The organism is Azospirillum sp. ST 5-10 (assembly GCF_051225715.1).
Taxonomy (GTDB): Bacteria; Pseudomonadota; Alphaproteobacteria; order Azospirillales; family Azospirillaceae; genus Azospirillum.
This window is the reverse complement of the sequence record NZ_JBPJSP010000018.1, coordinates 24,006-50,111: the sequence shown is the minus strand read 5'-3', so window position 1 is coordinate 50,111 and position 26,106 is coordinate 24,006. Positions and strand designations below refer to the sequence as shown.

26 protein-coding genes are annotated in these 26,106 nt (G+C 69.9%); 17 read left to right on the top strand and 9 right to left on the bottom strand.

Annotated elements, in window-relative coordinates:
• The first annotated feature begins 577 nt into the window (after positions 1-577).
• A complete protein-coding gene (locus tag ACSBPG_RS19450; RefSeq protein ID WP_435538860.1) occupies positions 578-1,474 on the top strand; it encodes a hypothetical protein in 897 nt (298 codons plus the stop codon).
• A 77-nt stretch (positions 1,475-1,551) separates the two neighbouring features.
• Positions 1,552-1,845 (top strand): general stress protein, encoded by a 294-nt coding sequence (locus ACSBPG_RS19445; protein ID WP_435538859.1) that lies wholly within the window; start codon positions 1,552-1,554, stop codon positions 1,843-1,845.
• A gap of 77 nt (positions 1,846-1,922) precedes the next feature.
• Here the strand turns inward: ACSBPG_RS19445 and leuB are convergent, their stop codons facing one another.
• Together leuB and leuD are read right to left on the bottom strand one after the other, a co-directional pair.
• Positions 1,923-3,035, bottom strand: coding sequence for a 3-isopropylmalate dehydrogenase (gene leuB / locus ACSBPG_RS19440; RefSeq protein WP_435538858.1), 1,113 nt, complete (start codon positions 3,033-3,035; stop codon positions 1,923-1,925).
• Positions 3,036-3,105: 70 nt separating this feature from the next.
• On the bottom strand, positions 3,106-3,717 hold the full coding sequence (leuD, locus tag ACSBPG_RS19435) for a 3-isopropylmalate dehydratase small subunit (RefSeq protein ID WP_435538857.1): 612 nt from the start codon (positions 3,715-3,717) through the stop codon (positions 3,106-3,108).
• 244 nt (positions 3,718-3,961) lie between these two features.
• Between leuD and ACSBPG_RS19430 the strand changes: the two genes are divergently transcribed.
• From ACSBPG_RS19430 to ftsY, 5 genes are all read left to right on the top strand, one after another.
• Positions 3,962-5,017, top strand: coding sequence for a glycosyltransferase family 2 protein (locus tag ACSBPG_RS19430; RefSeq protein ID WP_435538856.1), 1,056 nt, complete (start codon positions 3,962-3,964; stop codon positions 5,015-5,017).
• Positions 5,014-5,451: a GtrA family protein gene (locus tag ACSBPG_RS19425; RefSeq protein ID WP_435538855.1), complete on the top strand. Its 438-nt coding sequence runs from the start codon at positions 5,014-5,016 to the stop codon at positions 5,449-5,451. The genes ACSBPG_RS19430 and ACSBPG_RS19425 overlap by 4 nt, the downstream gene beginning before the upstream one ends.
• Before the next feature lie 73 nt (positions 5,452-5,524).
• Entirely contained in the window at positions 5,525-6,358 is an 834-nt protein-coding gene (gene dapF, locus ACSBPG_RS19420; protein WP_435538854.1) for a diaminopimelate epimerase, read from the top strand.
• Complete coding sequence (gene mtaB / locus ACSBPG_RS19415; RefSeq protein ID WP_435538853.1) at positions 6,355-7,653, top strand: tRNA (N(6)-L-threonylcarbamoyladenosine(37)-C(2))-methylthiotransferase MtaB; 1,299 nt, start codon at positions 6,355-6,357, stop codon at positions 7,651-7,653. The genes dapF and mtaB overlap by 4 nt, the downstream gene beginning before the upstream one ends.
• Positions 7,650-8,897 carry a signal recognition particle-docking protein FtsY gene (gene ftsY, locus ACSBPG_RS19410; protein WP_435538852.1) on the top strand — a complete coding sequence of 416 codons (1,248 nt, stop codon included), beginning with the start codon at positions 7,650-7,652 and terminating at the stop codon, positions 8,895-8,897. The genes mtaB and ftsY overlap by 4 nt, the downstream gene beginning before the upstream one ends.
• Before the next feature lie 113 nt (positions 8,898-9,010).
• On the opposite strand, the gene ACSBPG_RS19405 is transcribed toward ftsY, so the two are convergent.
• The 5 genes from ACSBPG_RS19405 to ACSBPG_RS19385 all read right to left on the bottom strand — a co-directional run bounded on the left by ACSBPG_RS19405 (position 9,011) and on the right by ACSBPG_RS19385 (position 15,035).
• Entirely contained in the window at positions 9,011-10,234 is a 1,224-nt protein-coding gene (locus ACSBPG_RS19405; RefSeq protein WP_435538851.1) for a vWA domain-containing protein, read from the bottom strand.
• Positions 10,231-11,154: an AAA family ATPase gene (locus ACSBPG_RS19400; RefSeq protein ID WP_435538850.1), complete on the bottom strand. Its 924-nt coding sequence runs from the start codon at positions 11,152-11,154 to the stop codon at positions 10,231-10,233. The genes ACSBPG_RS19405 and ACSBPG_RS19400 overlap by 4 nt, the downstream gene beginning before the upstream one ends.
• 147 nt (positions 11,155-11,301) lie before the next feature.
• Positions 11,302-12,099, bottom strand: coding sequence for an FAD binding domain-containing protein (locus ACSBPG_RS19395; protein ID WP_435538849.1), 798 nt, complete (start codon positions 12,097-12,099; stop codon positions 11,302-11,304).
• 13 nt (positions 12,100-12,112) lie between these two features.
• A complete protein-coding gene (locus tag ACSBPG_RS19390) occupies positions 12,113-14,500 on the bottom strand; it encodes a xanthine dehydrogenase family protein molybdopterin-binding subunit (protein WP_435538848.1) in 2,388 nt (795 codons plus the stop codon).
• Positions 14,501-14,531: 31 nt separating this feature from the next.
• Positions 14,532-15,035, bottom strand: a complete 504-nt coding sequence (locus ACSBPG_RS19385; RefSeq protein ID WP_435538847.1) for a (2Fe-2S)-binding protein — start codon at positions 15,033-15,035, stop codon at positions 14,532-14,534.
• 237 nt (positions 15,036-15,272) lie between these two features.
• Here ACSBPG_RS19385 and ACSBPG_RS19380 point away from each other — a divergent pair, with 237 nt between their 5' ends.
• From ACSBPG_RS19380 to ACSBPG_RS19345, 8 genes are all read left to right on the top strand, one after another.
• Complete coding sequence (locus ACSBPG_RS19380) at positions 15,273-16,814, top strand: AMP nucleosidase (protein WP_435538846.1); 1,542 nt, start codon at positions 15,273-15,275, stop codon at positions 16,812-16,814.
• A gap of 17 nt (positions 16,815-16,831) precedes the next feature.
• The gene (locus ACSBPG_RS19375) at positions 16,832-17,122 is read left to right on the top strand and encodes a type II toxin-antitoxin system Phd/YefM family antitoxin (RefSeq protein ID WP_435538845.1); all 291 of its coding nucleotides are present in this window, start codon (positions 16,832-16,834) and stop codon (positions 17,120-17,122) included.
• Complete coding sequence (locus ACSBPG_RS19370; protein WP_435538844.1) at positions 17,119-17,505, top strand: type II toxin-antitoxin system VapC family toxin; 387 nt, start codon at positions 17,119-17,121, stop codon at positions 17,503-17,505. Before ACSBPG_RS19375 ends, ACSBPG_RS19370 begins: the two co-directional genes overlap by 4 nt.
• Before the next feature lie 79 nt (positions 17,506-17,584).
• Positions 17,585-18,568 carry a lipid A deacylase LpxR family protein gene (locus tag ACSBPG_RS19365; RefSeq protein ID WP_435538843.1) on the top strand — a complete coding sequence of 328 codons (984 nt, stop codon included), beginning with the start codon at positions 17,585-17,587 and terminating at the stop codon, positions 18,566-18,568.
• Between the two features lie 49 nt (positions 18,569-18,617).
• Positions 18,618-19,184, top strand: a complete 567-nt coding sequence (locus ACSBPG_RS19360; RefSeq protein ID WP_435538842.1) for a septation protein A — start codon at positions 18,618-18,620, stop codon at positions 19,182-19,184.
• A gap of 304 nt (positions 19,185-19,488) precedes the next feature.
• The gene (locus tag ACSBPG_RS19355) at positions 19,489-20,211 is read left to right on the top strand and encodes a hypothetical protein (protein ID WP_435538841.1); all 723 of its coding nucleotides are present in this window, start codon (positions 19,489-19,491) and stop codon (positions 20,209-20,211) included.
• A 299-nt stretch (positions 20,212-20,510) separates the two neighbouring features.
• Complete coding sequence (puuE, locus tag ACSBPG_RS19350; protein WP_435538840.1) at positions 20,511-21,437, top strand: allantoinase PuuE; 927 nt, start codon at positions 20,511-20,513, stop codon at positions 21,435-21,437.
• Positions 21,434-22,213, top strand: a complete 780-nt coding sequence (locus ACSBPG_RS19345; RefSeq protein ID WP_435538839.1) for an NUDIX hydrolase — start codon at positions 21,434-21,436, stop codon at positions 22,211-22,213. The genes puuE and ACSBPG_RS19345 overlap by 4 nt, the downstream gene beginning before the upstream one ends.
• 16 nt (positions 22,214-22,229) lie before the next feature.
• Here ACSBPG_RS19345 and ACSBPG_RS19340 read toward each other — a convergent pair whose 3' ends face one another.
• Positions 22,230-22,682 carry a MarR family winged helix-turn-helix transcriptional regulator gene (locus tag ACSBPG_RS19340; RefSeq protein ID WP_435538838.1) on the bottom strand — a complete coding sequence of 151 codons (453 nt, stop codon included), beginning with the start codon at positions 22,680-22,682 and terminating at the stop codon, positions 22,230-22,232.
• Between the two features lie 74 nt (positions 22,683-22,756).
• On the opposite strand from ACSBPG_RS19340, the gene ACSBPG_RS19335 reads away from it, so the two are divergent.
• Positions 22,757-23,839 carry a WD40/YVTN/BNR-like repeat-containing protein gene (locus ACSBPG_RS19335; RefSeq protein ID WP_435538837.1) on the top strand — a complete coding sequence of 361 codons (1,083 nt, stop codon included), beginning with the start codon at positions 22,757-22,759 and terminating at the stop codon, positions 23,837-23,839.
• A 3-nt stretch (positions 23,840-23,842) separates the two neighbouring features.
• The gene (locus ACSBPG_RS19330; RefSeq protein ID WP_435538836.1) at positions 23,843-24,106 is read left to right on the top strand and encodes a MoaD/ThiS family protein; all 264 of its coding nucleotides are present in this window, start codon (positions 23,843-23,845) and stop codon (positions 24,104-24,106) included.
• 127 nt (positions 24,107-24,233) lie between these two features.
• Here the strand turns inward: ACSBPG_RS19330 and ACSBPG_RS19325 are convergent, their stop codons facing one another.
• Positions 24,234-26,006, bottom strand: a complete 1,773-nt coding sequence (locus tag ACSBPG_RS19325; protein WP_435538835.1) for an SLC13 family permease — start codon at positions 26,004-26,006, stop codon at positions 24,234-24,236.
• Positions 26,007-26,106: the final 100 nt, after the last annotated feature.

The following is a 26,106-nucleotide window of genomic DNA, read 5'->3' as shown; positions in this document are numbered from 1 at the left end:
CATGTTCAACCAAAAATGGTACTCGCGCCGCCGCCGGTGCCATCGAGCCGTGGCTTCGGGCCCCTCGGACGGCAGCGTTACGCGGTATCTAATATCTGGCATACCAGATCTTGGCATACAAAGCACGGCGGCGCGGGGCGGGCAAGCGTTTTGTTGGGTGGCGCAGCTGCACGCGCTGCATACAATCATTGCGGCCGACGCGGGGCCGGGCGGAATCCGGCGCGTCCCGGCCGGCGGCCGGCCGGTGCACATGCGCGTGCTGCACCGCACATATGCCGAATTGGTATTACCTCCCTAAGACGGAGGCCGGTAGTGTGTCTTTCGACGACGGCACGTGTGCCGGGCGTTTCCTCCCTATACTCGAATCGCCGCACCCCACCCCGGGGCGCGGCGTTTTTTTGCCCGGGGGGAACGGCTGTGACGGCCGTCACACGGGATGCCGCCGGCGCTGTGGCAAGCTGCGGCGGTGCCGGACGGTCGGCGCCCCGGATGCATAAAAATCGCGATAAATTCGTCGTTCTTGGCTTGAAGGGGCACCGTCGTTGCGGCATCCTGGCGACGGGACGCAAGACGCAGCATGGCCGACATTTCCGACACGCCACCGTTCGTTCGGCACCACGACACCGCCAAGGCGCTGATGCGCACCTTCCAGGAGGCGGTCGAGCCGCACCTCGCCACCAAGGGCGCGATCTCGCGCGACGAGATGGCGCGCGCCTTCGCGACGATGATGGAGCAGTGGCCGCGGGTGCTGCCGCTGTTCGCCCGCACCTGCCACAGCTGCCTGGCGCACCGGGGGCCTTCCCGGACGGCCCACACCGGTGGGACCGACGGCGCGCCGGCGTGCGCCACCTGCGCCGCCGGCGCGTTCACCGAGGGCGGGCGGCGCCGGGACTATGTGACCCGGCTGATCTTCTCCTCCGTGCTCGGCACGCTGCCCGAGGAGTTCGATCCGCTCACCGGCGCGGTGTTCCCGCGCGTCGTCGCGCCCGGGCTGCAGAGCACGCTCGCCGCCCTCTTCTACGAGAAGGAGTGGGAGGCGATGAACGAGGACGCCGTCGCCGTGTTCCGCCAGGTCGGCACCGACCGCGACGGCGAGGTGTGGGAGCGCATCCGCCGCCACGCCACCCTGCCGGCGGTGACCGGTGCCATGTTCGTGCGCGTCCTGCTGCGCTTCAAGCAGTTCCACTTCCAGCGCCAGTCCTTCGTCCGCCGCATGACGGAGGCCCTGCGCGACACCCGCTTCGAGTTCACCGACGGCCACTTCGATTCGCTGTTCGAGGCGATGTTCGGCCATCTGCGCGACGACCTGGCGAGCGAACTGGGGCGCGCCCGCGTCGATGTGCGCTACGGCGACGACACGTCCGGCCACCTGCTGCGCATCTTCGACCAGTTCGACCGGCGCCGCCAGGAAGCCGCCCAGCCCATCCGCTCGCTGGGCGGCGCGCGGCGGCTGCCCGGCGCGGCGCGGCGCTGAGGCCCCCTCGCGAGAGGAACGGAACCACTTCACCGCGCCAACGGTTTTCGGGAGCGTGGCAAAGGTGGAGGTGGGAGATGGCTTCCAAAGACGGTGGACGCACGTCGAACCGTGGCTTTGCGTCGATGGATCGTGACCGGCAGCGGGAGATCGCCAGCAAGGGCGGGGAAAGCGTGCCGGCCGCCAAGCGAAGCTTCTCGAAGGATCCGGCTCTGGCGGCCGCCGCCGGCCGCAAGGGCGGGCGCAGCGTGCCGGCGGCCGCCCGCAGCTTCTCGCGCAACCCGTCCTTGGCGGCCGAGGCCGGCCGCAAGGGCGGGCAGGCGAGCCACGGCGGCCGCGGCCCCGAGTCCGCGGCCGAGCACGGCGACTGACGCGGCCGCGGCCCGGAACGGCGAAGAGGCCCCCGTCCCGGCCGGGACGGGGGCCTCTTCGTGATCCGACGCGCCGCTCAGGACGCCAGCTTGTCCAGCTCGCGCAGGATCGAGTCGCCCATCACCGTGGTCGAGCAGCGGGCCATGCCCGGCGCCATGATGTCGCTGGTGCGCATGCCGCCGGCGAGCACGTTCTGCACCGCCTTCTCGATCATGTCGGCGTCCGTCCCGCGGTCGAACGAATAGCGCAGGGCCATGGCGAACGACAGCAGGGTGGCGATCGGGTTGGCGAGGTCCTTGCCGGCGATGTCGGGCGCCGAGCCGTGCACCGGCTCGTACAGCGCCTTGCGGTTGCCCTGGGCGTCGGCGGCGCCCAGCGAGGCCGACGGCAGCATGCCGAGCGACCCCGTCATCATCGCCGCCTCGTCCGACAGGATGTCGCCGAACAGGTTGTCGGTGACGATGACGTCGAACTGCTTCGGGTTGCGCAGCAGCTGCATGGCGCAGTTGTCGGCGTACATGTGCTCGAGCTGGACGTCGGAGAACTGCTCCTCGTGCAGCTTGATGACCTCCTGGCGCCACAGGCGGCCGGACTCCATGACGTTCGCCTTCTCGACCGAGTGCAGCTTCTTGCCGCGCTTGCGCGCCAGCTCGAAGGCCACGGCGGCGACCCGGCGGATCTCGCTGGTGGTGTAGACCTGGGTGTTGATGCCGCGGCGCTCGCCGTTGGGCAGGTCCTCGATGCCGCGCGGCTCGCCGAAATAGACGCCGCCCGTCAGCTCGCGCACGATCATCAGGTCGAGGCCGCGGATGACGTCCGGCTTCAGGGTCGAGGCGTCGATCAGCGCGTCGAAGACCACCGCCGGGCGCAGGTTGGCGAACAGGCCCAGTTCCTTGCGCAGGGCCAAGAGACCGGCCTCGGGACGGATCTCGAAGGCGACGTTGTCCCACTTCGGCCCGCCGACCGCGCCCAGCAGGACCGCGTCCGCCGCCTTGGCGTCGGCCAGCGTCTCGTCCGACAGCGGCACCCCGTGGGCCTCGATGGCGGCGCCGCCGACCAGGCCTTCGGTCACGTCGAACGGGACGCCGCGCTTGCGGTCCATCCAGTCGATGACGCGGCGCACCTGCCGCATGACTTCCGGGCCGATACCGTCGCCGGGGAGGAACAGGATCTTCTTGGGGGCGGCCATCTTACGCGGGCTCCGCTTTCTTGGTGTCTCTAAGGTGTGGTCGGTGATTGGATGCGGGCGCCTCGGGCGCTCACATCGCCAGCCAGGGCTGCTGCGTGCGGCGGCCGGCCTCGAAGCTGTCGATGGCCGCGACCTGCTGCAGCGTCAGGCCGATGTCGTCGAGGCCGTTGAGCAGGCAGTTCTTGCGGAACGGGTCCACGTCGAAGGGGATCGAGCCGCCGTCGGGGCCGGTGATCACCTGCTTCTCCAGGTCCACCGTGATCACCGCGTTGGCGCCGCGCGCGGCGTCGTCGAGCAGCAGGTCCACCTGCTCCTTCGGCAGCTTGATCGGCAGGATGCCGTTCTTGAAGCAGTTGTTGAAGAAGATGTCGGCGAAGCTCGGCGCGATCACGCAGCGGATGCCGAAGTCGAGCAGCGCCCACGGCGCGTGCTCGCGGGACGACCCGCAACCGAAATTATCGCCCGCCACCAGGATCTTCGCGCCGCGATAGGCGGGACGGTTCAGCACGAAGCCGTCGACCTCCTTGCCGTCGGGGGTGTAGCGCATCTCGTCGAAGAGGTGCTTGCCCAGGCCCGTCCGCTTGATGGTCTTCAGGAACTGCTTGGGGATGATCATGTCGGTGTCGACGTTGATCATCGGCAGCGGAGCGGCAACGCCCGTGAGTACGGTGAACTTTTCCATCGCAATACCTGTCGCGCGCGAAATTTCGGCAAAGCGCCGATAGGACTCCGGTGAATAGCAGACTGAGGCCGCCGATGCCAGAGGCAGGTTCGGCCCGTTTCCGCACGGCGGAAGCGAACCGCCCGCACCGGTTCGAGCGGCGCGGCGGTCCCCGGCCGGCGGGGTCCGGGCCGTTCGTTATGGAATGAAGGCGGCCGATGTGCTGTTAATTCCCGACACCGCCCTGCCGCCGGGTGCCCGAGAGATGACCATCGCCACCGTCGACCGCGCGACCTCGCCTGCCGCCGGACCTGCCGCGGCCGCCGGGCCCGCCTGTGCCGGTCGGGCGCCGGCGGTCGCCGTGCTCGTGCCCTGCTACAACGAGGCGGCGGCGATCGGCACCGTGGTGCGCGACTTCCGCACCGCCCTCCCCGGCGCCACGGTGTACGTCTACGACAACAATTCCACGGACCGCACGGCGGAGGCGGCGCGGGCGGCCGGCGCCGTGGTGCGGCACGAGCCGCTGCAGGGCAAGGGCAACGTCGTGCGCCGCATGTTCGCCGACGTCGAGGCGGACGTGTACGTCCTGGTCGACGGCGACGACACGTACGACGCCGCCGCGGCGCCGCTGATGGTGCAGCGGCTGTGGGAGGACCAGCTCGACATGGTCAACGCGGCGCGCGTCACCGACATCGTCGCCGCCTACCGTCCCGGCCACCGCTTCGGCAACCGCCTGCTGACGGGGATCGTCTCCGGCATCTTCGGCAACCGCATCCAGGACATGCTGTCGGGCTACCGGGTCTTCTCGCGCCGTTTCGTGAAGACCTTCCCGGCGCTCGCCTCGGGCTTCGAGACCGAGACCGAGCTGACGGTGCACGCGCTGGAGTTGCGCATGCCCATCGCCGAGGTGAAGACCCCCTACAAGAACCGTCCGGCCGGCTCCGCCAGCAAGCTGCGCACCTTCCGCGACGGCTTCCGCATCCTCAAGACGATCCTCATCCTGGTGAAGGAGGAGCGGCCCCTGCCCTTCTTCGCCGGCGTCGCGGCGGCGCTGAGCGCGCTCGCGGTCGTCCTCGCCCTGCCCCTGGTCACCACCTATCTGGAGAGCGGGCTGGTGCCGCGGCTGCCGACGGCGGTGCTGGCGACGGGGCTGGTGCTGACGGGCATGCTGGCCCTCGCCTGCGGGCTGATCCTCGATACGGTCACCCGCGGGCGGCACGAGATCAAGCGGCTGCGCTACCTCACCATCCCCGCGCCGGGCACGCTGCCCGCGCCGCGCGGCACGGAGACGGCGGCCGCCAGGGACGAGGTGCGGTGGTGACGGCATCCGGTGGACGCCTCCCGCGGCTGGCCCGGCAGGTCGGCGCCTTCGGCGCCGTCGGGGTGGCCGGACTGCTGGTGGACGTGGCGGCGCTCTACGCGCTGCTCCACGGGCTCGGGCTGGAGGCGATGGGCCAGGCCGGCTTCCTGGCGGCGCGGGTGCCCTCCTTCTTCGCCGCGGCGACGGCGACCTGGGCACTGAACCGCGCCTTCACCTTCCGCAACGCCCGCCCCGAGCCGCTGTGGCGGCAGTGGGCCAAGTTCATCGCCGCCAACTCGGTGGGCGGCGTCCTCAACTACATGGCCTACGCCGGCTGCATCGCCTACGGCGCGCCCTTCATCGCCCACCCCGAGCTGGCGGTGGCGGCGGGCTCGCTGGCCGGCATGGTGTTCAACTTCACCGCCTCCAAGTTCCTGGTGTTCCGCGAGGCGTGAGCGCGCCGCCGCCGCGTTGCCCCCACGGACTTGGCATGGACTTGGATGGGTGCGACGCCATATAACGGCGGTCATGACGCGCGACTTCCTGAAGATGCACGGGCTCGGCAACGACTTCGTCGTGGTCGACGCCCGCACCGAGCCGTTCGCTCCGGCCGAGGCCGGGGTGCGGGCGATCGCCGACCGCAAGACCGGCGTGGGCTGCGACCAGTTCATCGTGGTGGAGCCGCCGCGCAGCGCCGACGCGCTGGCGCTGATGCGCATCCGCAACGCCGACGGCGGCGAGGTGGAGGCCTGCGGCAACGCCGCGCGCTGCGTCGCCTGGCTGCTGATGGAGGAGACCGGCGCCGACCACGTGCGCTTCGAGACCCTGTGCGGCCCGCTGGAGGCCTGGCGGGCGGGGCCGGAGTCGGTGACGGTCGACATGGGCCCGGCGCGGCTGGAGTGGGGCGAGATCCCGCTGGCCCGTGCCGTCGACACCCTGCATCTGCCGCTGGCCCAGGACGGCGTCGCCGACCCGGTGGCGGTCAACATGGGCAATCCGCACTGCGTCTTCTTCGTCGACGACGCCGAAGCGGTCGACGTCGCGCGCATCGGCCCGGGCCTGGAGCACCATCCCCTGTTCCCCGAGCGCACCAACGTGGAGTTCGCCAGCGTGCTCGGCCGCTCGCACATCCGCATGCGGGTGTGGGAGCGCGGCGTCGGCATCACCCGGGCCTGCGGCACCGGCGCCTGCGCCACCCTGGTGGCGGCGGCCCGGCGCGGCCTGACCGCCCGCAAGGCCGACGTGGTGCTGGACGGCGGCACCCTGACCATCGAATGGACCGACGCCGGCCGCGTGCTGATGACCGGTCCGGTCGCCGTCGCCTTCACCGGCCGCCTGGCGGCCGGGCTGGGATCGCCATGAGCACCATCACCGCGCCGCCCAGGGACCCGGAGATCGTCACCTTCGGCTGCCGCCTCAACAGCTACGAGTCGGAGGTCATGCGGGCGCACGCCCGCAACGCCGGTCTCGAGAACGTCGTCATCGTCAACACCTGCGCCGTCACCTCCGAGGCCGAGCGCCAGGCGCGCCAGACCATCCGCAAGCTGCGCCGGGAGAACCCGACCGCCCGCATCGTCGTGACCGGCTGCGCGGCGCAGATCGACCCCGCGCGCTACGCCGCCATGGCCGAGGTCGACCAGGTGCTGGGCAACCAGGAGAAGCTGCAGCCCGAGAGCTGGGGCCTGGCCCCGGCCGAGAAGGTGCTGGTCAACGACATCATGTCGGTGAAGGAGACCGCCGGGCATCTGATCGGCGGCTTCGAGGACCGCGCCCGCGCCTTCGTCCAGGTGCAGCAGGGCTGCGATCACCGCTGCACCTTCTGCATCATCCCCTACGGCCGCGGCCCCTCGCGCTCGGTGCCGATCGGCGCCGTGGTCGACCAGGTGCGGGCGCTGGTGGCGGCCGGCTACACCGAGGTGGTGCTGTCCGGTGTCGACATCACCAGCTACGGCCCCGACCTGCCGGGGACGCCGACGCTCGGGCAGATGGTGCGCCGCCTGCTCGCCTGCGTGCCGGAGCTGCCGCGCCTGCGCCTCTCCTCGCTCGACTGCATCGAGATCGACGACGATCTCTGGCGCCTGATCGCCGAGGAGCCGCGGCTGATGCCGCACCTGCACCTGTCCCTGCAGGCCGGCGACGACCTCATCCTCAAGCGCATGAAGCGCCGCCACAGCCGCGCCGACGCGGTCGCCTTCTGCGAGCGGGTGCGCTCCCTGCGCCCCGACATGGTGTTCGGCGCCGACCTCATCGCCGGCTTCCCCACCGAGGACGAGGCGATGTTCGCCAACAGCCTGGCGCTGGTCGAGGACTGCGGGCTGACCTGGCTGCACGTCTTCCCCTACAGCCCGCGCCCCGGCACGCCGGCCGCCCGCATGCCGCAGGACAACGCCCCCCGCCGCAAGGAGCGCGCGGCGCGCCTGCGCGAGGCCGGCGCCGCGGCGGTGCGGCGCCATCTGGAGGCGCAGGTCGGCCGCAGCGCGACGGTGCTGGTGGAGAAGGACGACCTCGGCCGCACCGAGCACTTCGCCGAGATCCGCCTGGGCCGGCCCTTCGCGCCCGGCACGCTGGTCCGCGCCGCGATCGTCGGCCGCGACGGCGAGCGGCTGGTCGGCCGGCCCGTCGAGACCGCCGATACAGGGAGTTCGGAGCGCCCATGATCCTGCGCTGGTTCGGCCGCAAGAAGCCCGAGGAGCAGACGACTCCGGCCGACGACCGCCCGGCGGCGCCGGCCGCCGCGCCGGAGACGCCGGAGACGGTGACGCCGGAGACCGTGACGCCGGAGACGGCGCAACCCGAGGTGCACCCGGAGACCCCGGAGCTGCCCGAGGACCTGCCGCCCGCCCCCGCTGTCGAGACGCCGCCGCCGGAACCGATCGCCCCCTCCGACGCCGAGATGGCGGAGGACGAGGCGGAGGAGCCGCCGCCGCCCGCCGCCGCACCGGCGGCAGCGCCGGCCCAGCCAACGGCCGAAGCGCCGAAGAAGGGCTGGCTGTCGCGCCTGCGCGACGGGCTGTCCAAGTCGTCGTCGCGGCTGACCGAGGGCATCTCCGGCATCTTCACCAAGCGCAAGCTCGACGACGAGGCGCTGGAGGAGCTGGAGGAGCTGCTGATCACCGCTGACCTCGGGCCCGTCACCGCCGCCAAGATGACGGCGGAGCTGGCGCGCACCCGCTTCGGCAAGGAGGTGACGCCCGACGAGGTCAAGCGGGCGCTGGCCGCCGAGGTGGCGAAGATCGTCGGCCCGGTGGCCAAGCCGCTGACCATCGACACGGGCGCCAAGCCGCACGTGATCCTGGTGGTCGGCGTCAACGGCACGGGCAAGACGACGACCATCGGCAAGCTGGCCCGCCAGTTCCGCGACGAGGGCAGGAGCGTCATGCTGGCGGCCGGCGACACCTTCCGCGCCGCCGCGGTCAGCCAGCTCAAGATCTGGGGCGAGCGCACGGGCTGTCCGGTGGTCGCCAAGGACACCGGCGCCGACGCCGCCGGCCTCGCCTACGAGGCGCTGGAGCGGGCGCGGCGCGAAGGGGTCGACGTGCTGCTGATCGACACCGCCGGCCGCCTGCAGAACAAGGCCGGCCTGATGGACGAGCTGAAGAAGATCGTCCGCGTCATCAAGAAGCTGGACGAGACCGCGCCGCACACGACCCTGCTGACGCTCGACGCCACCACCGGCCAGAACGCCCACAGCCAGGTCGAGGTGTTCCGCGACATGGTCAGCGTCGGCGGGCTGATCCTGACCAAGCTGGACGGCTCGGCCCGCGGCGGCGTCCTGGTGGCGCTGGCGGAGAAGTTCAAGCTGCCGGTGCACGCCATCGGCGTCGGCGAGGGGGTGGAGGACCTGCGCCCCTTCGACGCCGACCAGTTCGCCCGCTCGCTCATGGGGCTGGAGGCGCGGTGACGGGGGTGGTCGCGGCGGTCCCCCCTCCTGACCTCCCCCCACTGCGCGGGGGGAGGAACTAGGCCCTCCCCCGCGTCAGTGGGGGAGGGTTGGGTGGGGGGCGACCACGCCCCTCACGCCCCCCGCACCCAGCGCCGCAAGGCCGCGTCCTGGCGCGGCCCCTCGCGCTCCAGCGCTTTGGCGAGGGCGGCCAGGCTGTCGAGGTTGTGCACCGGGCGGAACTCGTCGACGTGGGGCAGCAGGGCCCGCACGCCCGAGGACTTCGGCGCGAACCCCTCCCAGCGCAGCAGCGGGTTCAGCCAGATCAGGCGCCGGCAGCTCTTGTGCAGCCGCTCCGCCTCGGCCGCCAGCCCCTCGCCGGCGTCGCGGTCGAGGCCGTCGGTGATCAGCAGCACCACCGCCCCCTGCCCCAGCACGCGGCGCGCCCAGACCCGGTTGAACTCGTGCAGGGTGGCGCCGATCCGCGTGCCGCCGGACCAGTCCGGCACCGCGGCGGAGACGGCGTCCAGCGCCACGTCGACGTCGCGCTGGCGCAGATGGCGCGTGATGTGGCTGAGCCGGGTGCCGAACACGAAGCTGTGCACCCGGTCGCGGTCGTTGGTCAGCGCGTGCAGGAAGTGCAGCAGCATGCGCGAGTAGCGGCCCATCGAGCCGGAGATGTCGCACAGCACCACCAGCGGCGGCGGCCGGGTGCGGCGGCGGCGGCGCGCGAGGTCGGCGACGTCGCCGCCGCTGCGCAGCATGCGCCGCAGGGTGGCGCGCGGGTCGATCCGGGGGCCGCGCGGATCGGGACGGTGGCGGCGCGTCGCCGCCTCGGCGATCGGCAGGGCGAGGCGGGCCAGCAGGCGCTTGGCCTCGGCCAGCTCGTCGCCCGACATCTTCTCGAAGTCCTTGGCCTGCAGCACCTCCCGGTCGGAGACGGTGAAGGCGGCGTCGAGCTCGACCTCGGTCTTCTCCGGCGCCTCCTCCGCACCGTCCCCGGGGCCGCGCAGCGCCTCGGCGACCCGGCGCGACAGCGCCTTCGCATCGGACGGCGGCACCGCGCGCAGACCGGGCAGCATCATGCCGATCATGCGCTTCAGCAGGTCGGGGTTGCGCCAGAAGACGTGGAAGGCCTGGTCGAACACCGGCCGCTGGTCGCGCCGGTTGACGAACACCGCGTGCAGCGCCCAGTAGAAGTCGCGGCGGTTGCCGAGGCCGACCGCCTCCACCGCCTCGACCGCCTGCAGCACCTTGCCCGGCCCCACCGGCAGGCCGGCGGCGCGCAGCGCCCGGGCGAAGTGCATGAGGTTGGCGACGAGGCGCGCGTCGCCGACCGGCGAGGCGGGGGCGCTCATGGCGCCCGGGTGGCGGCCAGCTCGGTCTTAACCTGGGCGAGCAGACGGGCCGCCTCGCTGCCCTGGATGCGGGCGATGTCGTCCTGGTACTTCAGCAGCGTGCCGAGCGTGTCGTTGATGGTGGCGGGGTCGAGCTCGAGCTGGTTCAGCTCCACCAGGGCCTGCGCCCAGTCCAGGGTCTCGGCCACGCCCGGCGCCTTGTAGAGGTCCATGGCCCGCAGCGCCTGGACGAAGCCGACGACCTGCGCCGCCAGCCGCGCGTCGGCCCCCGGCGCCTTGACCCGCAGGATTTCCCGCTCGCGGGCCGAGTCGGGAAAGTCGACCCAATGGTAGAAGCAGCGGCGCTTCAGCGCGTCGTGGATCTCGCGGGTGCGGTTGGAGGTGACGATGACCACCGGCGGCTCCGGCGCCCGGATGGTGCCGAACTCGGGGATCGTCACCTGGAAGTCCGACAGCACCTCCAGGAGATAGGCCTCGAACGGCTCGTCGGTGCGGTCCAGCTCGTCGATCAGCAGGACGGGGGCGCCGGCGAGGTCGGGCTCCAGGGCCTGGAGCAGCGGCCGCTTGATGAGGAAGCGGTCGGAGAACAGGTCGGCCGCCAGGGCGTCGCGGTCGCGGTCGCCGGAGGCTTCGGCCAGCCGGATCTCCATCATCTGGCGGGCGTAGTTCCACTCGTAGACCGCCGCCGCCACGTCCAGCCCCTCGTAGCACTGCAGGCGCACGAGCCGGCGCCCCAGGGTGCGGGAGAGCACCTTGGCGATCTCGGTCTTGCCGACCCCCGCCTCGCCCTCCAGGAACAGCGGGCGCTTCAGCTTGAGGGCGAGGTAGAGCGCCGTGGCCAGCGCCCGGTCGCCGACGTAGTCGCCGCGCGCCAGCAGCTCCAGCGTGGCGTCGACCGAGGTGGGAAGGGATGTGGGCATGAGGGGAAGGTAACCGTCACCGTGGCAAAGGCAAGGGAGTGATCGTGGCGGCCCCCCCTCCTGACCTCCCCCACTTGCGCGGGGGGAGGAAAGAAGCCCTCCCCCGCGTCAGTGGGGGAGGGTTGGGTGGGGGTCCGCCGCGACCGCTCAGCCGGACGCGGCCGTCACCGCGCGCTTCGCCATGACGCCGACGAGGTGGGCGCGGTAGTCGGGGCCGGCGTGGATGTCGCCGTTGAGGCCGTCGGCCTCCACCGCGATGCCGTTCAGCGCGTCCGGCCGGAAGTCGGCCGCCAGCGCCGCCTCCATCTCCGGCACGCGGAACACGGACGGCCCGGCGCCGGTGACGGCGACCCTCACCGCCGCCCCGAAACGCGCCACGAACACGCCGACCAGGGCGTAGCGGCTGGCGGGGTGGCGGAACTTGGCGTAGGCCGCCTTGTCCGGCACCTTGAAGCGCACGCCGACCACCAGCTCGCCCGGCTCCAGCGCCGTCTCGAACAGGCCGGTGAAGAAGCCGTCGCCGGCGACCTCGCGCCGGTCGGTCTTCACCGTGGCATCGAGCGCCACCACGGCGGCGGGGTAGTCGGCAGCCGGGTCGGCGTTGGCGACGGAGCCGCCCATGGTGCCGCGGTTGCGCACTTGGCGGTCGCCGATGCTCTCCGCCAGGTCGGCCAGCGCCGGGATGCGCCGGCGCACGAGGTCGCTGGTGGCGACCTCCACGTGCCGGGTGAAGGCGCCGACGTAGAGGCCGTCGCCCTCCTCGCGCACGCCCGTCAGTTCGGGCACGTGCGACAGGTCGACCAGCTCGCCCGGCTGGGCGAGACGCTGCTTCAGGGTCGGCAGCAGGGTCATGCCGCCCGACAGCGGCCTGGCGTCCTCCGACTGCGTGAGGATGGCGACGGCGTCGGCGAGCGACGTCGGGCGGCGGTATTCGAAGGCGTACATGGGGTCTCCTCCCTCACTCGGCCGCCATGGCGGGACGGGACTCGTTGATGGCGCGCCACACCTTCTCCGGGGTGGCGGGCATCTCCAGGTGGGTGATGCCGTGCTCGGCCAGCGCGTCGATCACCGCGTTCATCACGGCGGCCGAGGCGCCGATCGTGCCGGCCTCGCCGCAGCCCTTCACGCCCAGGGGGTTGTGGGTGCAGGGCTGGTCCTCGTGGTAGCTCACCGTGAAGGACGGCACGTCGTCGGCCCGCGGCATGCAGTAGTCCATGTAGGACCCGGTCAGGAGTTGGCCGCTCTCGTCGTAGACGCAGTTCTCGTAGAGCGCCTGCCCGATGCCCTGGACGATGCCGCCGTGCACCTGCCCCTCGACGATGAGGGGGTTGATGACCCGGCCGAAATCGTCGACGGCGGTGAAGGCCACCACCTCGGTGACGCCGGTCTCGGGATCGATCTCCACCTCGCAGACGTGGCAGCCGTTGGGATAGGTGAAGTTCTTCGGGTCGTAGAAGGCCTGCTCGTCGAGCCCCGGCTCCAGCTCGTCGAGCGGGAAGTTGTGGGGGACGTAGGCGGCGAGCGAGATGTCGGCGATGCCGACGCTCTTGTCGGTGCCGGCGACGGTGAAACGGCCGTCCTTGACCTCGATGTCGGCCTCGGCCGCCTCCATCAGGTGGGCGGCGATCTTCCTGGCCTTGCGCTCGACCTTGTCCATCGCCTTGACCAGCGCCGAACCGCCGACCGCCAGCGAGCGCGAGCCGTAGGTGCCCATGCCGAAGGGCACCTTGGCGGTGTCGCCGTGGATGATGTCCACGTTCTCGATGGGGATGCCGAAGCGGTCGGCGACGATCTGCGCGAAGGTCGTCTCGTGCCCCTGGCCATGGCTGTGGGAGCCGGTGAACACCGACACCGAACCGGTGGGGTGGAAGCGCACCTCCGCCGACTCGTAGAGGCCGGCCCGCGCGCCGAGCGCGCCGGCGACGTTGGACGGCGCGATGCCGCACGCCTCGATGTAGGTGGCGAAGCCGATGCCGCGCAGCTTGCCGCGGGCCTTCGACTCCGCCTTGCGGGCGGCGAAGCCGGCGTAGTCGACGATCGGCAGGGCCATGTCGAGGTTCTTGGCGAAGTCGCCGGTGTCGTACTCCAGCGCCACCGGCGTGGCGTAGGGCATCGCCTCCTTGGGTACGAAGTTGCGCCGGCGGATCTCGGTGCGGTCCATCCCGATCTCCCGCGCCGCCGTGTCGACCAGCCGCTCGATCAGGTAGCAGGCCTCGGGGCGGCCGGCGCCGCGGTAGGCGTCGACCGGGGCGGTGTTGGTGAACAGCGCCTTCACCTCGGCGTAGATCGCCGGCGTCTTGTACTGGCCGGCCAGCAGGGTGGCGTAGAGATAGGTCGGGATCGAGGTGGAGAAGGTGGAGAGGTACGCCCCCATGTTCGCCACCGTGGAGACGCGCAGGGCCAGGAAATGGCCGTCCTCGTCCAGCGCCAGCTCGGCGTGGGACAGGTGGTCGCGGCCGTGGGCGTCGGACAGGAAGCTCTCCGAGCGCTCGGCGGTCCACTTCACCGGCCGGCCGACCTTCTTGGCCGCCCAGGTGACGATGGCCTCCTCGCCGTAGTGGAAGATCTTCGAGCCAAAGCCGCCGCCGACGTCGGGCGCCACCACGCGCAGCTTGTGCTCGGGGATGCCCAGCACGAAGGCGCCCATCAGCAGGCGGATGACGTGCGGGTTCTGGGAGGTGGTGGTCAGCGTGTGCTCGCCGCTCGCCGGATCGTACTCGCCGAGTGCGGCGCGCGGCTCCATGGCGTTGGGGACGAGGCGGTTGTTGACGAGGTCGAGCTTGGTGACGTGGGCCGCCCGGGCGAAGGCGGCGTCCACCGCGGCGGCGTCGCCGAGATGCCAGTCGTAGCAGACGTTGTCGGCGACCTCGTCGTGCACCGCGGTCGCTCCGGCCTCCAGCGCCGCGCGCAGGGAGGCGACGGCCGGCAGCTCCTCGTAGTCGACCTCGATCAGCTCGGCCGCGTCCTTGGCCTGGGCGGTCGACTCGGCGATCACCACGGCGACGGGGTCGCCGACGTAGCGCGCCTTGTCGCGGGCGATCGGGAAGTGCGGCGGCTCCTTCATCGGCGAGCCGTCCTTGTTGTGGATCAGCCAGCCGCAGGGCAGGCCGTTGACGCCGTCGGCCGCCATGTCGGCGCCGGTGAACACGGCCACCACGCCGGGCGCCGCCGCCGCGGCCGCGGTGTCGATGCCGCGGATGCGCGCGTGGGCGTGCGGCGAGCGGAGCAGGTAGGCCTGGGTCTGGTTGGGCCGCTTGATGTCCTCGGTGTAGGTGCCGCGGCCGGTCAGGAAGCGCTTGTCCTCGCGCCGGCGCACGCTGGCGCCGATGCCGGTGGGGTTCGCCATTGCAGAGTTCCTCCCATCGAACCGGTTGTCGTTATTCCGCCGCCTCGGCCGTCGCCGGCGCGCCGGCGCGCATCGTCTCGGCGCCGGCCAGCACCGCCTTGACGATGTTGTGGTAGCCGGTACAGCGGCAGATGTTGCCTTCCAGCCCCTCGCGGACGTCGGCCTCGCTGGGCGTGGGGTTGGCCTTCACCAGGTCGATGGCGCTCATCACCATCCCGGGCGTACAGAACCCGCACTGCAGGCCGTGGTGCTCGCGGAACGCCTCCTGCATCGGGTGCAGGGTGCCGTCGGCCGCCGCCAGACCCTCGATGGTGGTGACGGCGCTGCCGTCCGCCTGGGCGGCCAGCATGGTGCAGGACTTGACCGAGCGGCCGTCGACATGGACGACGCAGGCGCCGCACTGGCTGGTGTCGCAGCCCACATGGGTGCCGGTGAGGCCGAGATGCTCGCGCAGGAAGTGGACGAGCAGCGTGCGCTCCTCGACCTCCCGCGTGACCGTCTTGCCGTTGACGGTCAGGGTGACGGTACAGCTCATGCCTTGATCTCCTCCCTTGGGACGGCCGGTCCGCGTCCGGCGGCCGGCCCGGTCGACGCATGCGCCGAATCATGCCGCGATCCCCGACCTTTCGTAAAGGACGACGATAGTCTGCCCGACGAACATGTCCGGATGCGTCCGCGCGGGGTCGGACACGTTTTCCGTGCCCCTTTGCGGCGGCGGAGCGGTGTGCCATGTGTTTGGTGCCGAAGGGACCCGCAGAGCACCGGAGCCGTCATGACCGATCCCGCCCACTCGCCGCCCAGAGCGTTGCCGCCGGGCCCGCTGCCGCCGGGCCCGCTCGGCCGCTTCGACGACGCCGACGCGGCGTTGGCGCAGGTGCGGGCCATCTGGGACCGCAACGCCGCCTGGCTGCGCGCCCGCTTCACCGCCTTCACCCGGGGCGAGGACCCGCCGGCGCGCGTGCACGCCGGCTATCCCTACGTCACCCTGACCACCGACACGGTGGCGACGGTCGACACCCGCCTGTCCTACGGCTTCGTCGAGGGGCCGGGCGTGCACACGACGACCCTGACCCGCCCCGACCTGTTCGCCGGCTACTACCGCGAGCAGTTCCGGCTGCTGCTGAAGAACCACGGCGTGCCGCTGGAGGTCGGGGTGAGCGAGGAGGCGATCCCCATCCACTTCGCCTTCCCCGACGGCCTCTACGTCGAGGGCGACCTGACCCGCGACCGGCTGATGCGCCTGCCCGACCTGTTCGACCTGCCGGACCTGGCGCGCATGGACGACACCATCGTCAACGGCACCTGCGACGCCGACGCCCCGCGCCCGCTGTCCCTGTTCACCGCACCCCGCGTCGACTACTCACTGCACCGCCTGAAGCACTACACGGCGACGTCGCCCGAGCACTTCCAGAACTTCGTGCTGTTCACCAACTACCAGTTCTACGTGGACGAGTTCATCAAGCTCGCCCACGAGATCATGAGCCCGACCGACGACCCGGACGCCGCCGCCTACCGGCGCCAGTACGACAGCTTCGTCGAGCCGTCGGACCTCGTCACGCCGAACCGCAACCTGCATCCCGACGCCCGCCCCGACGAGGCGACGCTGACCCGCCGGCTGCGCCTGCCGCAGATGCCGGCCTACCACCTGACGCGGCCCGACGGGAACGGCATCACCCTGGTCAACATCGGCGTCGGCCCGTCCAACGCCAAGACCATCACCGACCACATCGCCGTGCTGCGCCCGCACGCCTGGATCATGCTGGGCCACTGCGCCGGCCTGCGCTCGACCCAGCGCCTCGGCGACTACGTGCTGGCGCACGGCTACGTGCGCGACGACCACGTGCTCGACGCCGATCTGCCGACCTGGGTGCCGGTGCCGGCGCTGGCCGAGGTGCAGCGCGCCCTGGAGACGGCGGTGGAGCGCATCACCGGCCTGTCGGGCTACGCGCTGAAGAGCCTGATGCGCACCGGCACCGTGGCGACCATCGACAACCGCAACTGGGAACTGCGCGACCACCGCGAGCCCCTGCAGCGCTTCAGCCAGAGCCGGGCCATCGCGCTCGACATGGAATCCGCCACCATCGCCGCCAACGGCTTCCGCTTCCGCGTCCCCTACGGCACCTTGCTGTGCGTCTCCGACAAGCCGCTGCACGGCGAACTGAAGCTGCCCGGCATGGCCGACCACTTCTACCGCGAGCGGGTCGACCAGCATCTCAAGATCGGCGTGCTGGCCATGGAACTGCTGCACGAGAACGGGCTGGAGACCCTGCATTCCCGCAAGCTGCGCAGCTTCGCCGAGGTGGCGTTCCAGTAGGAGATCGGCGATGCCCGTTGACCATCTCCATGCGTCGCATCACCTTCTTCGGATCGGGCATGGAGTCGGCCATGGGCAAGATGGTGACGGTCCAAGAGGCGCAAACCCAACTGGAGCGCCTTCTGGAGCAGGTGGGGCATGGCGAGGATGTCGTCATCGCCCGGGACGGCAAGCCGGTCGCCCGGCTGGTGCCCGCTGGCCGATCGGCGGCCAAGCGCATTCCCGGCGTCGCCAAGGGCCAGTTCTCTGTACCCGATTCTTTCTTCGACCCACTGCCCGACGATGAAACGGCGGCGTGGGAGCGGTGAGGGTCCTTCTCGACACGCACGCGCTGCTCTGGTGGCTGTTGGACGACCCCAGACTGTCGCGTCCGGCCCGCGACACGATCGGGAACGGCGACAACATGGTGATGGCCAGCGCCGCGAGCAGCTGGGAAATCGCCACCAAGGTGCGCATCGGCAAACTGCCTGGAGCGGATGATCTGGTCCGCCGATTGGACGGGTTCCTCCTCTCCAGTCACATCGGGCTTCTCGACATCACACTGGCTCACGCGGTGCTCGCCGGGAGTTTGGATGCACGGCATCGGGACCCGTTCGACCGCATGCTTGCGGCCCAGAGTCGGATCGAATCGATGCCGTTGATCACCAATGATCCTGTGTTCCAGTCCTTTGGCGTCGTGGTCATTTGGTGAGGTGTGCCGAACCGGTTTGCATCCGCCCCTGCCGCCTCCCATTTCGCAGAGCGATGTGAACGAGACGGGAGACGGTGGCATGGCGGTGCGGCGGCTGACGGCGGCGCTGGGAATCGCGGTGGCGGTGGGCGGTGCCGCTCCGGCGGCGGCGCAGGACGTGTTCGGCTTCTGGCTCGACAACGACCTGTTCTCGGGCACCGACCGCTACTACACGAACGGCGCGCAGTTCTACTACCTCTCCGACGAGAAGCCGTCGCTCGGCGTGCTGGACTGGCTGGCCGACCGGCTGACGCCGCCGGGGGAACGGGCGGGACGGCGCTACGGCTTCGCCCTGGGGCAGACGATCTACACGCCCGAGGACCTGACCCGCCGCGACCTGATCGAGGACGACCGTCCCTATGCCGGCTGGCTGTACGGCCGGCTGTCGCTGCTGCAGACGACGCCGAGCGCGGTGGACCGGCTGGACATCGATGTCGGCATGGTCGGCCCGGCCTCGCTCGCCGAGCCGACGCAGAAGCTCGTGCACAGCATCGTGCCCGGCGCCACGCACCCCGAGGGCTGGCACAACCAGATCGACAACGAGCCGGGCCTCATCCTCAGCTACGAGCACGTCTGGCGCGGCGAGCCGGCGCCGTTCGGCCCGCTGGAGGTGGATCTCTCGCCCCACGCCGCCGGGGCGGCGGGCAACGTGCTGACCTACGCCGGGGCCGGCTTCACGGTGCGGCTGGGGCAGAACATGGGCCCGCCGGTGGGCGCCCTGGTGACCCGGCCGACCGCCTCCATCCCCTTCCAGGACGCCGACCGCCCCGCCCCCTTCTCCTGGTACGTCTACGCCTCCGCCGAGGCGCGGGCGGTGGCGCGCAACATCTTCCTCGACGGCAACACCTTCCGGTCGAGCCACAGCGTCGACCGCATTCCGCTGGTCGGCAGCGCCCAGGTCGGTCTCACCGCGCGCTGGGGTGCGGTCGCCCTGTCGTACGCCCAGAGCTTCACCTCGCCGGAGTTCGACGAGCAGGACGGCATCACCGCCTACGGCTCGATCCGCCTGTCGGTGCTGTTCTGATGCGCCTTCACCCTTTTCGCCCGCCGTCGGACGGGCTATGTGAAGGACCATGAATCCGTTCGCCCGCCTCCTGATCGAAGCCGGCCCCCTCGCCGCCTTCTTCTTCGCCAACGCCCGTTTCGGCATCATGACCGGCACCGCGGTGTTCATGGTGGCCACCATGGTGGCGCTCGCCCTCTCCTGGCACGTCGAGCGCAAGGTGCCGGTGATGCCGGTGGTCGGCTGCGCCTTCGTGCTGATCTTCGGCGGGCTGACCCTGTGGCTGAACGACGACCTCTTCATCAAGCTGAAGCCGACGCTCGTCAACCTGCTGTTCGCCACCGTCCTGTTCACCGCCCACCTGTTCCGCCGCAACGTGCTCAAGCACCTGCTGGGCACGGTGATGAACCTGCGCGACGAGGGCTGGCGCATCCTCGGCTTCCGCTGGGCCTGGTTCTTCCTGGCGCTGGCGGTGCTGAACGAGGTGGTGTGGCGCAGCCTGTCCACCGACGACTGGGTGAACTTCAAGGTGTTCGGCATCCTGCCGCTCACTCTGCTGTTCAGCGCGCTGCAGATGCCGGTTATCCTGCGCCACCAGATCCCGGACCAACCGTCGGACGAGACCGCGCCGTTATGAACCATGACGCTAACCTATTCACCCAAACAATCAAACTAGCCACGCAATAACATCTAGAGCGGATCGCGCAAAATCGAAATCAATTTAAAGCGTGATTCCACTCGTCGGACAAAGACATTGGGTTCCGCGCGTTTCTTGTTAAACGCACGGAACCCTAGAGAAGATAAACCACTCTGGATATTTTCAATTGTTGGGAACGATTTTTTACAGAAAGTCATTCAACGTGGGCAAAAAAAGCAATATTTCAAATGCCTCTGGGACATTTTATCATAGGCATCAGCAGAGAAGATGATGGGAGAATATCATGTCAGAAGAGATCAAGCCCCCGCAACGACCACGAGTTGCGTTTCGTCGAATTCATCTACCTGTTGATGCTTATAAGTCTGAAGACAATGTGAAAATGTTCTCAGACATCACACATGGCCATTGGGATGCTGCAACGCGACTTCACAGATTAGCAGCCAACGACGCGGCAACAAGAACTTCTTGTATTTCCCCCCTGGTTCCTTCTGTGGTTGGAATATATTGCACGGCAGCAGACTGCCTGCTTAACTCAATTCTTGGCCGGATTCACCTAATAACCAGGCAAGAAGACTTAATAGAATCAAGCTATACAGTAGCAATTTCACCTTTTTGTCGACAGAAAGTTGAAGAATTTGCGTATGTGTTGCAAGTTCCGGAATTATGCGATACAAAGTTCCTTTATCAAATCGCAGTTCTCTCGAATGTGCGTAACGAGGTTTTTCATTTTGTTCCAGTTCCCTCCAAGCGCAGTCAATGGCGACGGCGAGTTCTGGAAGCCGTACGGGCAGCCGGAATTAAGAAGAGTGAGATGCATGGAATTGACTGGGCGGCGTCTCTTGGATTCATAAAATTAGCAGACTGGGCGCGAACTACTGTGCTATCATTATCACGAACAATAGAACACCACATGAAGTGGCCTCCTCAGCTCTATTTTGATGAAAAAGCTGGCGAACTTGGCTGCGACAATATTACTGCGCAGTTCGTGGATATCAGTAATATATAGATGGTTAAATTTTGGTCGCGCGAGAAATTATTGAAAATAATTCAGAGTTATATCACTGATATTCCATATAATGTGTTCATATACATATTATTATCTACGTTGTCATACATTGCTGTCGCTCCATCCTTGCACTTGGAACTGATCTCTGTCATCCGGCGCCCCTCTGACAAATTCTTAAGACAACAGATTGCCGGGCCGTTCGCCGTCCGTAGATCACCATTGGTATTCCGCAGCCTTTAAATGCCGGTTATCCTGCGCTACCAGATTCCGGACCAACCGTCGGACGAGACCGCCCCGTCATGAGCCAGACGCCGCCGCCCCCCGCCTACCCCCGCGACATGATCGGCTACGGCGCGGAGCCGCCCCGTGCCAACTGGCCGGGCGGGGCGCGCATCGCGGTGCAGTTCGTCATCAACTACGAGGAGGGCGGCGAGAACTGCGTGCTGCACGGCGACGCCGCCTCGGAAGCCTTCCTGTCGGAGATCGTCGGCGCCCAGCCCATCGCGGGCATGCGGCACATGAACATGGAGTCGATCTACGAGTACGGCTCGCGCGCCGGCTTCTGGCGGCTGCACCGCATGTTCGCCGAGCGCCGCCTGCCGGTCACCGTCTACGGCGTCGCCATGGCCCTGGAGCGCAATCCCGAGGCGGTGGCGGCGATGCGGGAGGCGGGCTGGGAGATCGCCACCCACGGCTGGCGTTGGATCGACTACCAGCACCTGCCGGCCGAGGTCGAGCGCGAGCACATGCTGCGCGCCATCGAGGTCCACACCCGCGTCACCGGCGAGCGGCCGCTCGGCTGGTACCTCGGCCGCTGCAGCCCCAACACCTGGCGCCTCGTCGCCGAGGAGGGCGGCTTCCTCTACAACGCCGACTCCTACGCCGACGACCTGCCCTACTGGGACGCCAGCCACGGCCGGCCCCAGCTGATCGTGCCCTACACGCTCGACGCCAACGACATGCGGTTCGCGACGAGCCAGGGCTTCAACAGCGGCGACCAGTTCTTCGCCTACCTCAAGGACAGCTTCGACGTGCTCTACGCCGAAGGGGCGGAGCGGCCGCGGATGCTGTCGGTCGGCCTGCACTGCCGCCTCGTCGGCCGTCCCGGGCGGGCCGCGGCGCTGGCCCGTTTCCTCGACTACGTGACCTCCCACGACCGGGTGTGGGTGACGCGGCGCATCGACATCGCCCGCCACTGGATCGCCGAACACCCCTACCGGGGGTGAGCGCGCTGCGCGACGACCCCGCCACCGCATCGCCGGCCGACCCGCGTCCGGCGGCGACCCTCATCCTGCTGCGCGACGGCGCCGACGGGCTCGAGGTCCTGACGATCGAACGGCACGCCGCCCTGAGCTTCGCCGCCGGGGCCACGGTGTTTCCCGGGGGATGCCTCGATCCGGCCGACCACGACCCGGCCTGGGCCGACCTGCCCCCCGCTGTGGACCGGGCGCGCCGCATCGCCGCCGTCCGCGAGACCTGGGAGGAGTGCGGGATCCTGCTGGCGCGGGAGCGGGCGACCGGTGCGCCGGTCGAGCCGGCGCGCACGGCCCGCATCGACCCGGCGCTGCCGTTCGCCGAGGCGATGCGGCGCGAAGCGCTGGTGCCCGACGTCGACGCGCTTGTGCCCTTCGCCCATTGGCAGACGCCGGAGACGCTCCGCCGCCGCTTCGACACCGTGTTCTTTCTGGCGGCGGCGCCGACGGGCCAGGATGCCCGCGTGGACGGCGCGGAGGCGGTGGCCTGGCGCTGGGACACGCCGCGCCGCCTGGTCGGGGCGGACGACGCGGGGGACCTGCGGCTCGTCTTCGCGACGCGCATGAACCTGCTGCGGTTGGCCGCCTGTGCGACGGTCGCCGCGGCGGTCGCCGCGGCACGGCGCGCACCGCCGGTGCTCGTGCTGCCGCGGCTGGTGGAGACGGCGGCGGGGCCGGTGTTCCGCATCCCGGAGCACGCCGGCTACCGGCCGGTCGAGACGCCGGCCGACCGCGTCCGGCTGGGCTGACCGGGACCGGGCGCGCTCAGGACAGGGCCAGCAGGTCGGCGCGCACGCGGTCGGGCCCGCCCTCGTCAAGCAGGCGTCCGACGGCGGCCTGGGTCGCTTCCCACAGCGGCAGCGCCCGGGCGAGCAGCGCCCGCCCGGCGTCGGTCAGCGCCAGCAGGCGGCCGCGGCGGTCGGCCGGGTCCACCGCCACCGTGATCAGGCCGCGCCGCTCCAACGGCTTCAGCGCCGCCGTCAGCGTCGTACGGTCCATCGCCAGCAGCGCGGCGACGCTGCCCAACCCCGGCGGCTCCGGCCGGTTCAGCGACATCAGCAGGGAGAACTGGCCGTTGGTCAAGCCGACCGGTCGCAGCGCCTCGTCGTAGCGGCGGGCCAGCGCACGCGCCGCCCGCTGCGCGTGGAGACACAGGCAGCTGTCGCGCACCAGCAAGGTGGTTTCATAGGGAACGGGCGACCCGCGTTCTTTTGACATGACCTAATAATGTTGATATCAACGTAGCTGTCCAGTCCCCCGGAAGGGACAAAACGCCGCACAGGGAGGACGGCATGGCGGAACGGGTTTTCATCCTCGTGGGAACCAAGAAGGGGGCCTTCGTCCTCGACAGTGACGCCGGACGGGCGCGGTGGACGCTGCGCGGCCCGTTTTGCGAGACGTGGCCGGTCAACCACGCCGTCGCCGACCCGGCGACCGGCGTCCTCTACGCCGGCGGCGGCAACGAATGGTTCGGGCCGGCCGTCTGGCGGTCCGACGATTTCGGCGCCACCTGGAGCCATTCCAGCGAGGGGTTGGCGTACCCGGCCGGCGAGGCTCCGGTCAAGGCCGTGTGGAGCCTGGCGGCCGGCCACGGCGTCCTCTACGCCGGCGTCGAGCCGGCCGGCCTGTTCCGCAGCGCCGACGGCGGCCGGTCCTGGAGCCACGTTGCAGGCCTGCGCGACCATCCCTCACGGCCGGACTGGCAGCCGGGCGGCGGCGGCCTGATCCTCCACTCGATCCTGCTGCACCCGGACGACCCGCGGCGGATCTGGGTCGGCATCTCCACCGGCGGCGTCTTCCACAGCGCCGACGGCGGGGCGACGTGGGAGCCGCGCAACCGCGGCACGCGGTGCGACTACCTCCCCGAAGGCCAGCGGTATCCCGACCACGGCCAATGCGTGCACAGCCTGGCGATGGCGGCGGGCCGTCCCGACCGTCTCTACCAGCAGAACCACTGCGGCATGTACCGCAGCGACGACGGCGGCCGGGAATGGACGAGCATCGAGGCCGGTCTGCCCTCCAGCTTCGGCTTCCCGGCCGCCGCCCACCCGCACGACCCGGACACGCTCTACCTGCTGCCGCTCAACGGCGATTCCGTCGGCCGGTTCGTTCCCGACGCCAAGGTGGCGGTGTGGCGCACCCGCGACGGCGGCGCCACCTGGGCGGCGCTGCGCGAGGGGCTGCCGCAGGAGAACGCCTATGTCGGCGTGCTGCGCCAGGCCATGGCGACCGACCGGCTGAGCCCCGCCGGGATCTACTTCGGCACCGGCGGCGGCGCCCTCTACGCCAGCGCCGACGAGGGCGAGCGCTGGGGCTGCATCGCCCGTGACCTGCCGGCCATCCTCTCGGTGGAGACCCTCGCGGTGGGAGGATAGGCGATGGTGCTCGTCCACCTGCCGGCGCCGCTGGTCAGCCTGTTCCCCGGCTCGGTGCGGCGCCTCGACGTTTCCGCGTCGACGGTCGCCGAACTGATGGAGGCGCTGGACGAGCGCTGGCCGGGCATGCGCGACCGCCTCTGCGATTCGACGCCGGCGATCCGCCGCCACATCAACGTCTTCGTCGCCGGCGAGCGCGCCACCCTCGACACCCCGCTGGCGCCGGACGCCGAGGTGTTCGTGATGACGGCCGTGAGCGGCGGCTGACCCGGCCCACCGGCGGACGTTCGGATGAAAAACACGAAGATTGAAAGATCGGAAGATTATAATATTGATCTTCAAATCTTCCAATCTTCGTTTTCTAGAAACTCGGCTCAACCAAGGTCTTGAGCGCTCAGAACGGCCAGAACACCGGGATCAGCAGACTGGCGACGATCCAGAAGACGAGATTGAGCGGCAGGCCGATGCGCACGAAGTCCAGGTACTTGTAGCCGCCGGCGCCGTAGACGAAGAGGTGCGTCTGGTAGCCGATGGGGGTGGAGAAGGCGGCGGAGGCGGCGAACATCACCGTGATGATGAACGGCCGCGGGTCGACGCCGAGCTGGTGGGCGATGCCGATGGCGATCGGGGTCAGCAGCACGCCGACCGCGTTGTTGCTGGCGACCTCGGTGAGGACCATGGCCAGCAGGTAGAGGAGCATCAGCACCACCCGCGGGCCGAAATGGCCGAGATGGTCGGTCACCCCCACCGCCAGCAGCTCGACGACCCCGGTCTTCTCCAACGCGATGCCGAGCGGCAGCATGCCGAAGATGAGGAAGAGGATGCGCCACTCCACCGACTTGTAGAGCTCGGAGTGGGGGATGCAGCCCAGCAGCACCACCGCGACGGCGGCGATCAGCGCCAGCCCGGCGATCGGCATCACCTCCAGGAACGACAGCACGACCACGGCCAGCACCGCCGCCACGGCGATCCACGCCTTGTCGGTGCGCACGGGATGGTGTTCGGGCTGGGTGAGGTTGATGAGGTCGCCGGAATCGACCAGCCGGCGGATGCCGTCGCCGGGCCCCTCCAGGAGCACGGTGTCGCCGACCTCCAGCCGCACGTCCTCGAACTTGCCGCGCAGGTTCTCCCCCTGGCGGTGGACGGCGATGATGTAGACGCCGTAGCGCCGGCGCAGGTTGAATTCCGACAGGCGGTGGTTCACGAAGCTGGAGCGCGGGCCGACGATGCCCTCGACCAGGACGGTGCGCCGGGTCGCCACCTCCTGGAAGCGGTCGTCGGGATCGAAGCCGATGCCGGCGCGCTCGCGCAGCCCCATCAGCCCCTCCACCGCCGTCTTGATGACCAGCCGGTCGCCGGCCTGGAGGCGCACCGCCGGGAGCTGGCGGCGCTGGCTGTCGTCGCCGCGCACGACGTCGATGACCCGTCCCCCCTCCAGCTTGGTCAGCTTCGCCTCCTCCAGCGACTTGCCGATCACCGCCGCGTCGGGAAGCACGATCATCTCGGTCAGGAACTGGCGTTGCGGCAGCCCGTCCATCAGCGAGGCCACCGTCTCGCGGCTGGGCAGCAGGCGGTCGCTGAAGAGCAGCAGATAGACGATGCCGAGCACCGCCATGATGGCGCCGAGCGGGGCGATCTCGAACAGCCCAAAGGCCGGCTGCCCCAGGCGCTGCGCCACGCCGTCCACCAGCAGGTTGGTGGAGGTGCCGATCAGGGTGCAGGTGCCGCCGAAGATCGCCGCGTAGGACAGCGGGATCAGCATCTTCGAGGGGGCGATCTTGATGTGGTGGCAGAGCCGGATCGCCACCGGCGTCAGGATCACCACCACCGGCGTGTTGTTGATGAAGGCCGACACGGCCACCGCCAGCCCGACGATGCCGAGCAGCGCCAGCCGGCGCGTCCGCCCCACCCAGCGGGTGGCGGCGTCGCCCAGCGCCTCGATGCAGCCGGTGCGCTCCAGCGCCGCCGACAGGACGAACATCGCCCCGACCGTGATCACCCCGGGATTGGAGAAGACCTCCAGGGTCTCGTCGGTGGTCAGCACGCCGGCGGCCAGCAGCGCCGCCGTGGTCGCCAGCGCGACGATGTCGGGCGGCACCCACTCGCGGATGAAGGCGACGAGAACCGCCACCAGCAGCACGAGCACGAAGACCTGGTCGAATGTCATGCCGCTTCCGGCTCCGATCCGCTGACGCAACGGGCGCGCATTATGGGAGCGTCACCTTGGCGGGGACAAGCGTCCGTTCCCAGGGGGACGGACGTCCATG

Bases quoted from the DNA above. Each gene is read 5' to 3' on its own strand.
- ACSBPG_RS19450 (WP_435538860.1), top strand. From the start codon at position 578: ATGGCCGACATTTCCGACACGCCACCGTTCGTTCGGCACCACGACACC.
- ACSBPG_RS19445 (WP_435538859.1), top strand. From the start codon at position 1,552: ATGGCTTCCAAAGACGGTGGACGCACGTCGAACCGTGGCTTTGCGTCG.
- leuB (WP_435538858.1), bottom strand. From the start codon at position 3,035: ATGGCCGCCCCCAAGAAGATCCTGTTCCTCCCCGGCGACGGTATCGGC.
- leuD (WP_435538857.1), bottom strand. From the start codon at position 3,717: ATGGAAAAGTTCACCGTACTCACGGGCGTTGCCGCTCCGCTGCCGATG.
- ACSBPG_RS19430 (WP_435538856.1), top strand. From the start codon at position 3,962: ATGACCATCGCCACCGTCGACCGCGCGACCTCGCCTGCCGCCGGACCT.
- dapF (WP_435538854.1), top strand. From the start codon at position 5,525: ATGACGCGCGACTTCCTGAAGATGCACGGGCTCGGCAACGACTTCGTC.
- mtaB (WP_435538853.1), top strand. From the start codon at position 6,355: ATGAGCACCATCACCGCGCCGCCCAGGGACCCGGAGATCGTCACCTTC.
- ftsY (WP_435538852.1), top strand. From the start codon at position 7,650: ATGATCCTGCGCTGGTTCGGCCGCAAGAAGCCCGAGGAGCAGACGACT.
- ACSBPG_RS19405 (WP_435538851.1), bottom strand. From the start codon at position 10,234: ATGAGCGCCCCCGCCTCGCCGGTCGGCGACGCGCGCCTCGTCGCCAAC.
- ACSBPG_RS19400 (WP_435538850.1), bottom strand. From the start codon at position 11,154: ATGCCCACATCCCTTCCCACCTCGGTCGACGCCACGCTGGAGCTGCTG.
- ACSBPG_RS19395 (WP_435538849.1), bottom strand. From the start codon at position 12,099: ATGTACGCCTTCGAATACCGCCGCCCGACGTCGCTCGCCGACGCCGTC.
- ACSBPG_RS19390 (WP_435538848.1), bottom strand. From the start codon at position 14,500: ATGGCGAACCCCACCGGCATCGGCGCCAGCGTGCGCCGGCGCGAGGAC.
- ACSBPG_RS19385 (WP_435538847.1), bottom strand. From the start codon at position 15,035: ATGAGCTGTACCGTCACCCTGACCGTCAACGGCAAGACGGTCACGCGG.
- ACSBPG_RS19380 (WP_435538846.1), top strand. From the start codon at position 15,273: ATGACCGATCCCGCCCACTCGCCGCCCAGAGCGTTGCCGCCGGGCCCG.
- ACSBPG_RS19365 (WP_435538843.1), top strand. From the start codon at position 17,585: ATGGCGGTGCGGCGGCTGACGGCGGCGCTGGGAATCGCGGTGGCGGTG.
- ACSBPG_RS19360 (WP_435538842.1), top strand. From the start codon at position 18,618: ATGAATCCGTTCGCCCGCCTCCTGATCGAAGCCGGCCCCCTCGCCGCC.
- ACSBPG_RS19355 (WP_435538841.1), top strand. From the start codon at position 19,489: ATGTCAGAAGAGATCAAGCCCCCGCAACGACCACGAGTTGCGTTTCGT.
- puuE (WP_435538840.1), top strand. From the start codon at position 20,511: ATGAGCCAGACGCCGCCGCCCCCCGCCTACCCCCGCGACATGATCGGC.
- ACSBPG_RS19340 (WP_435538838.1), bottom strand. From the start codon at position 22,682: ATGTCAAAAGAACGCGGGTCGCCCGTTCCCTATGAAACCACCTTGCTG.
- ACSBPG_RS19335 (WP_435538837.1), top strand. From the start codon at position 22,757: ATGGCGGAACGGGTTTTCATCCTCGTGGGAACCAAGAAGGGGGCCTTC.
- ACSBPG_RS19330 (WP_435538836.1), top strand. From the start codon at position 23,843: ATGGTGCTCGTCCACCTGCCGGCGCCGCTGGTCAGCCTGTTCCCCGGC.
- ACSBPG_RS19325 (WP_435538835.1), bottom strand. From the start codon at position 26,006: ATGACATTCGACCAGGTCTTCGTGCTCGTGCTGCTGGTGGCGGTTCTC.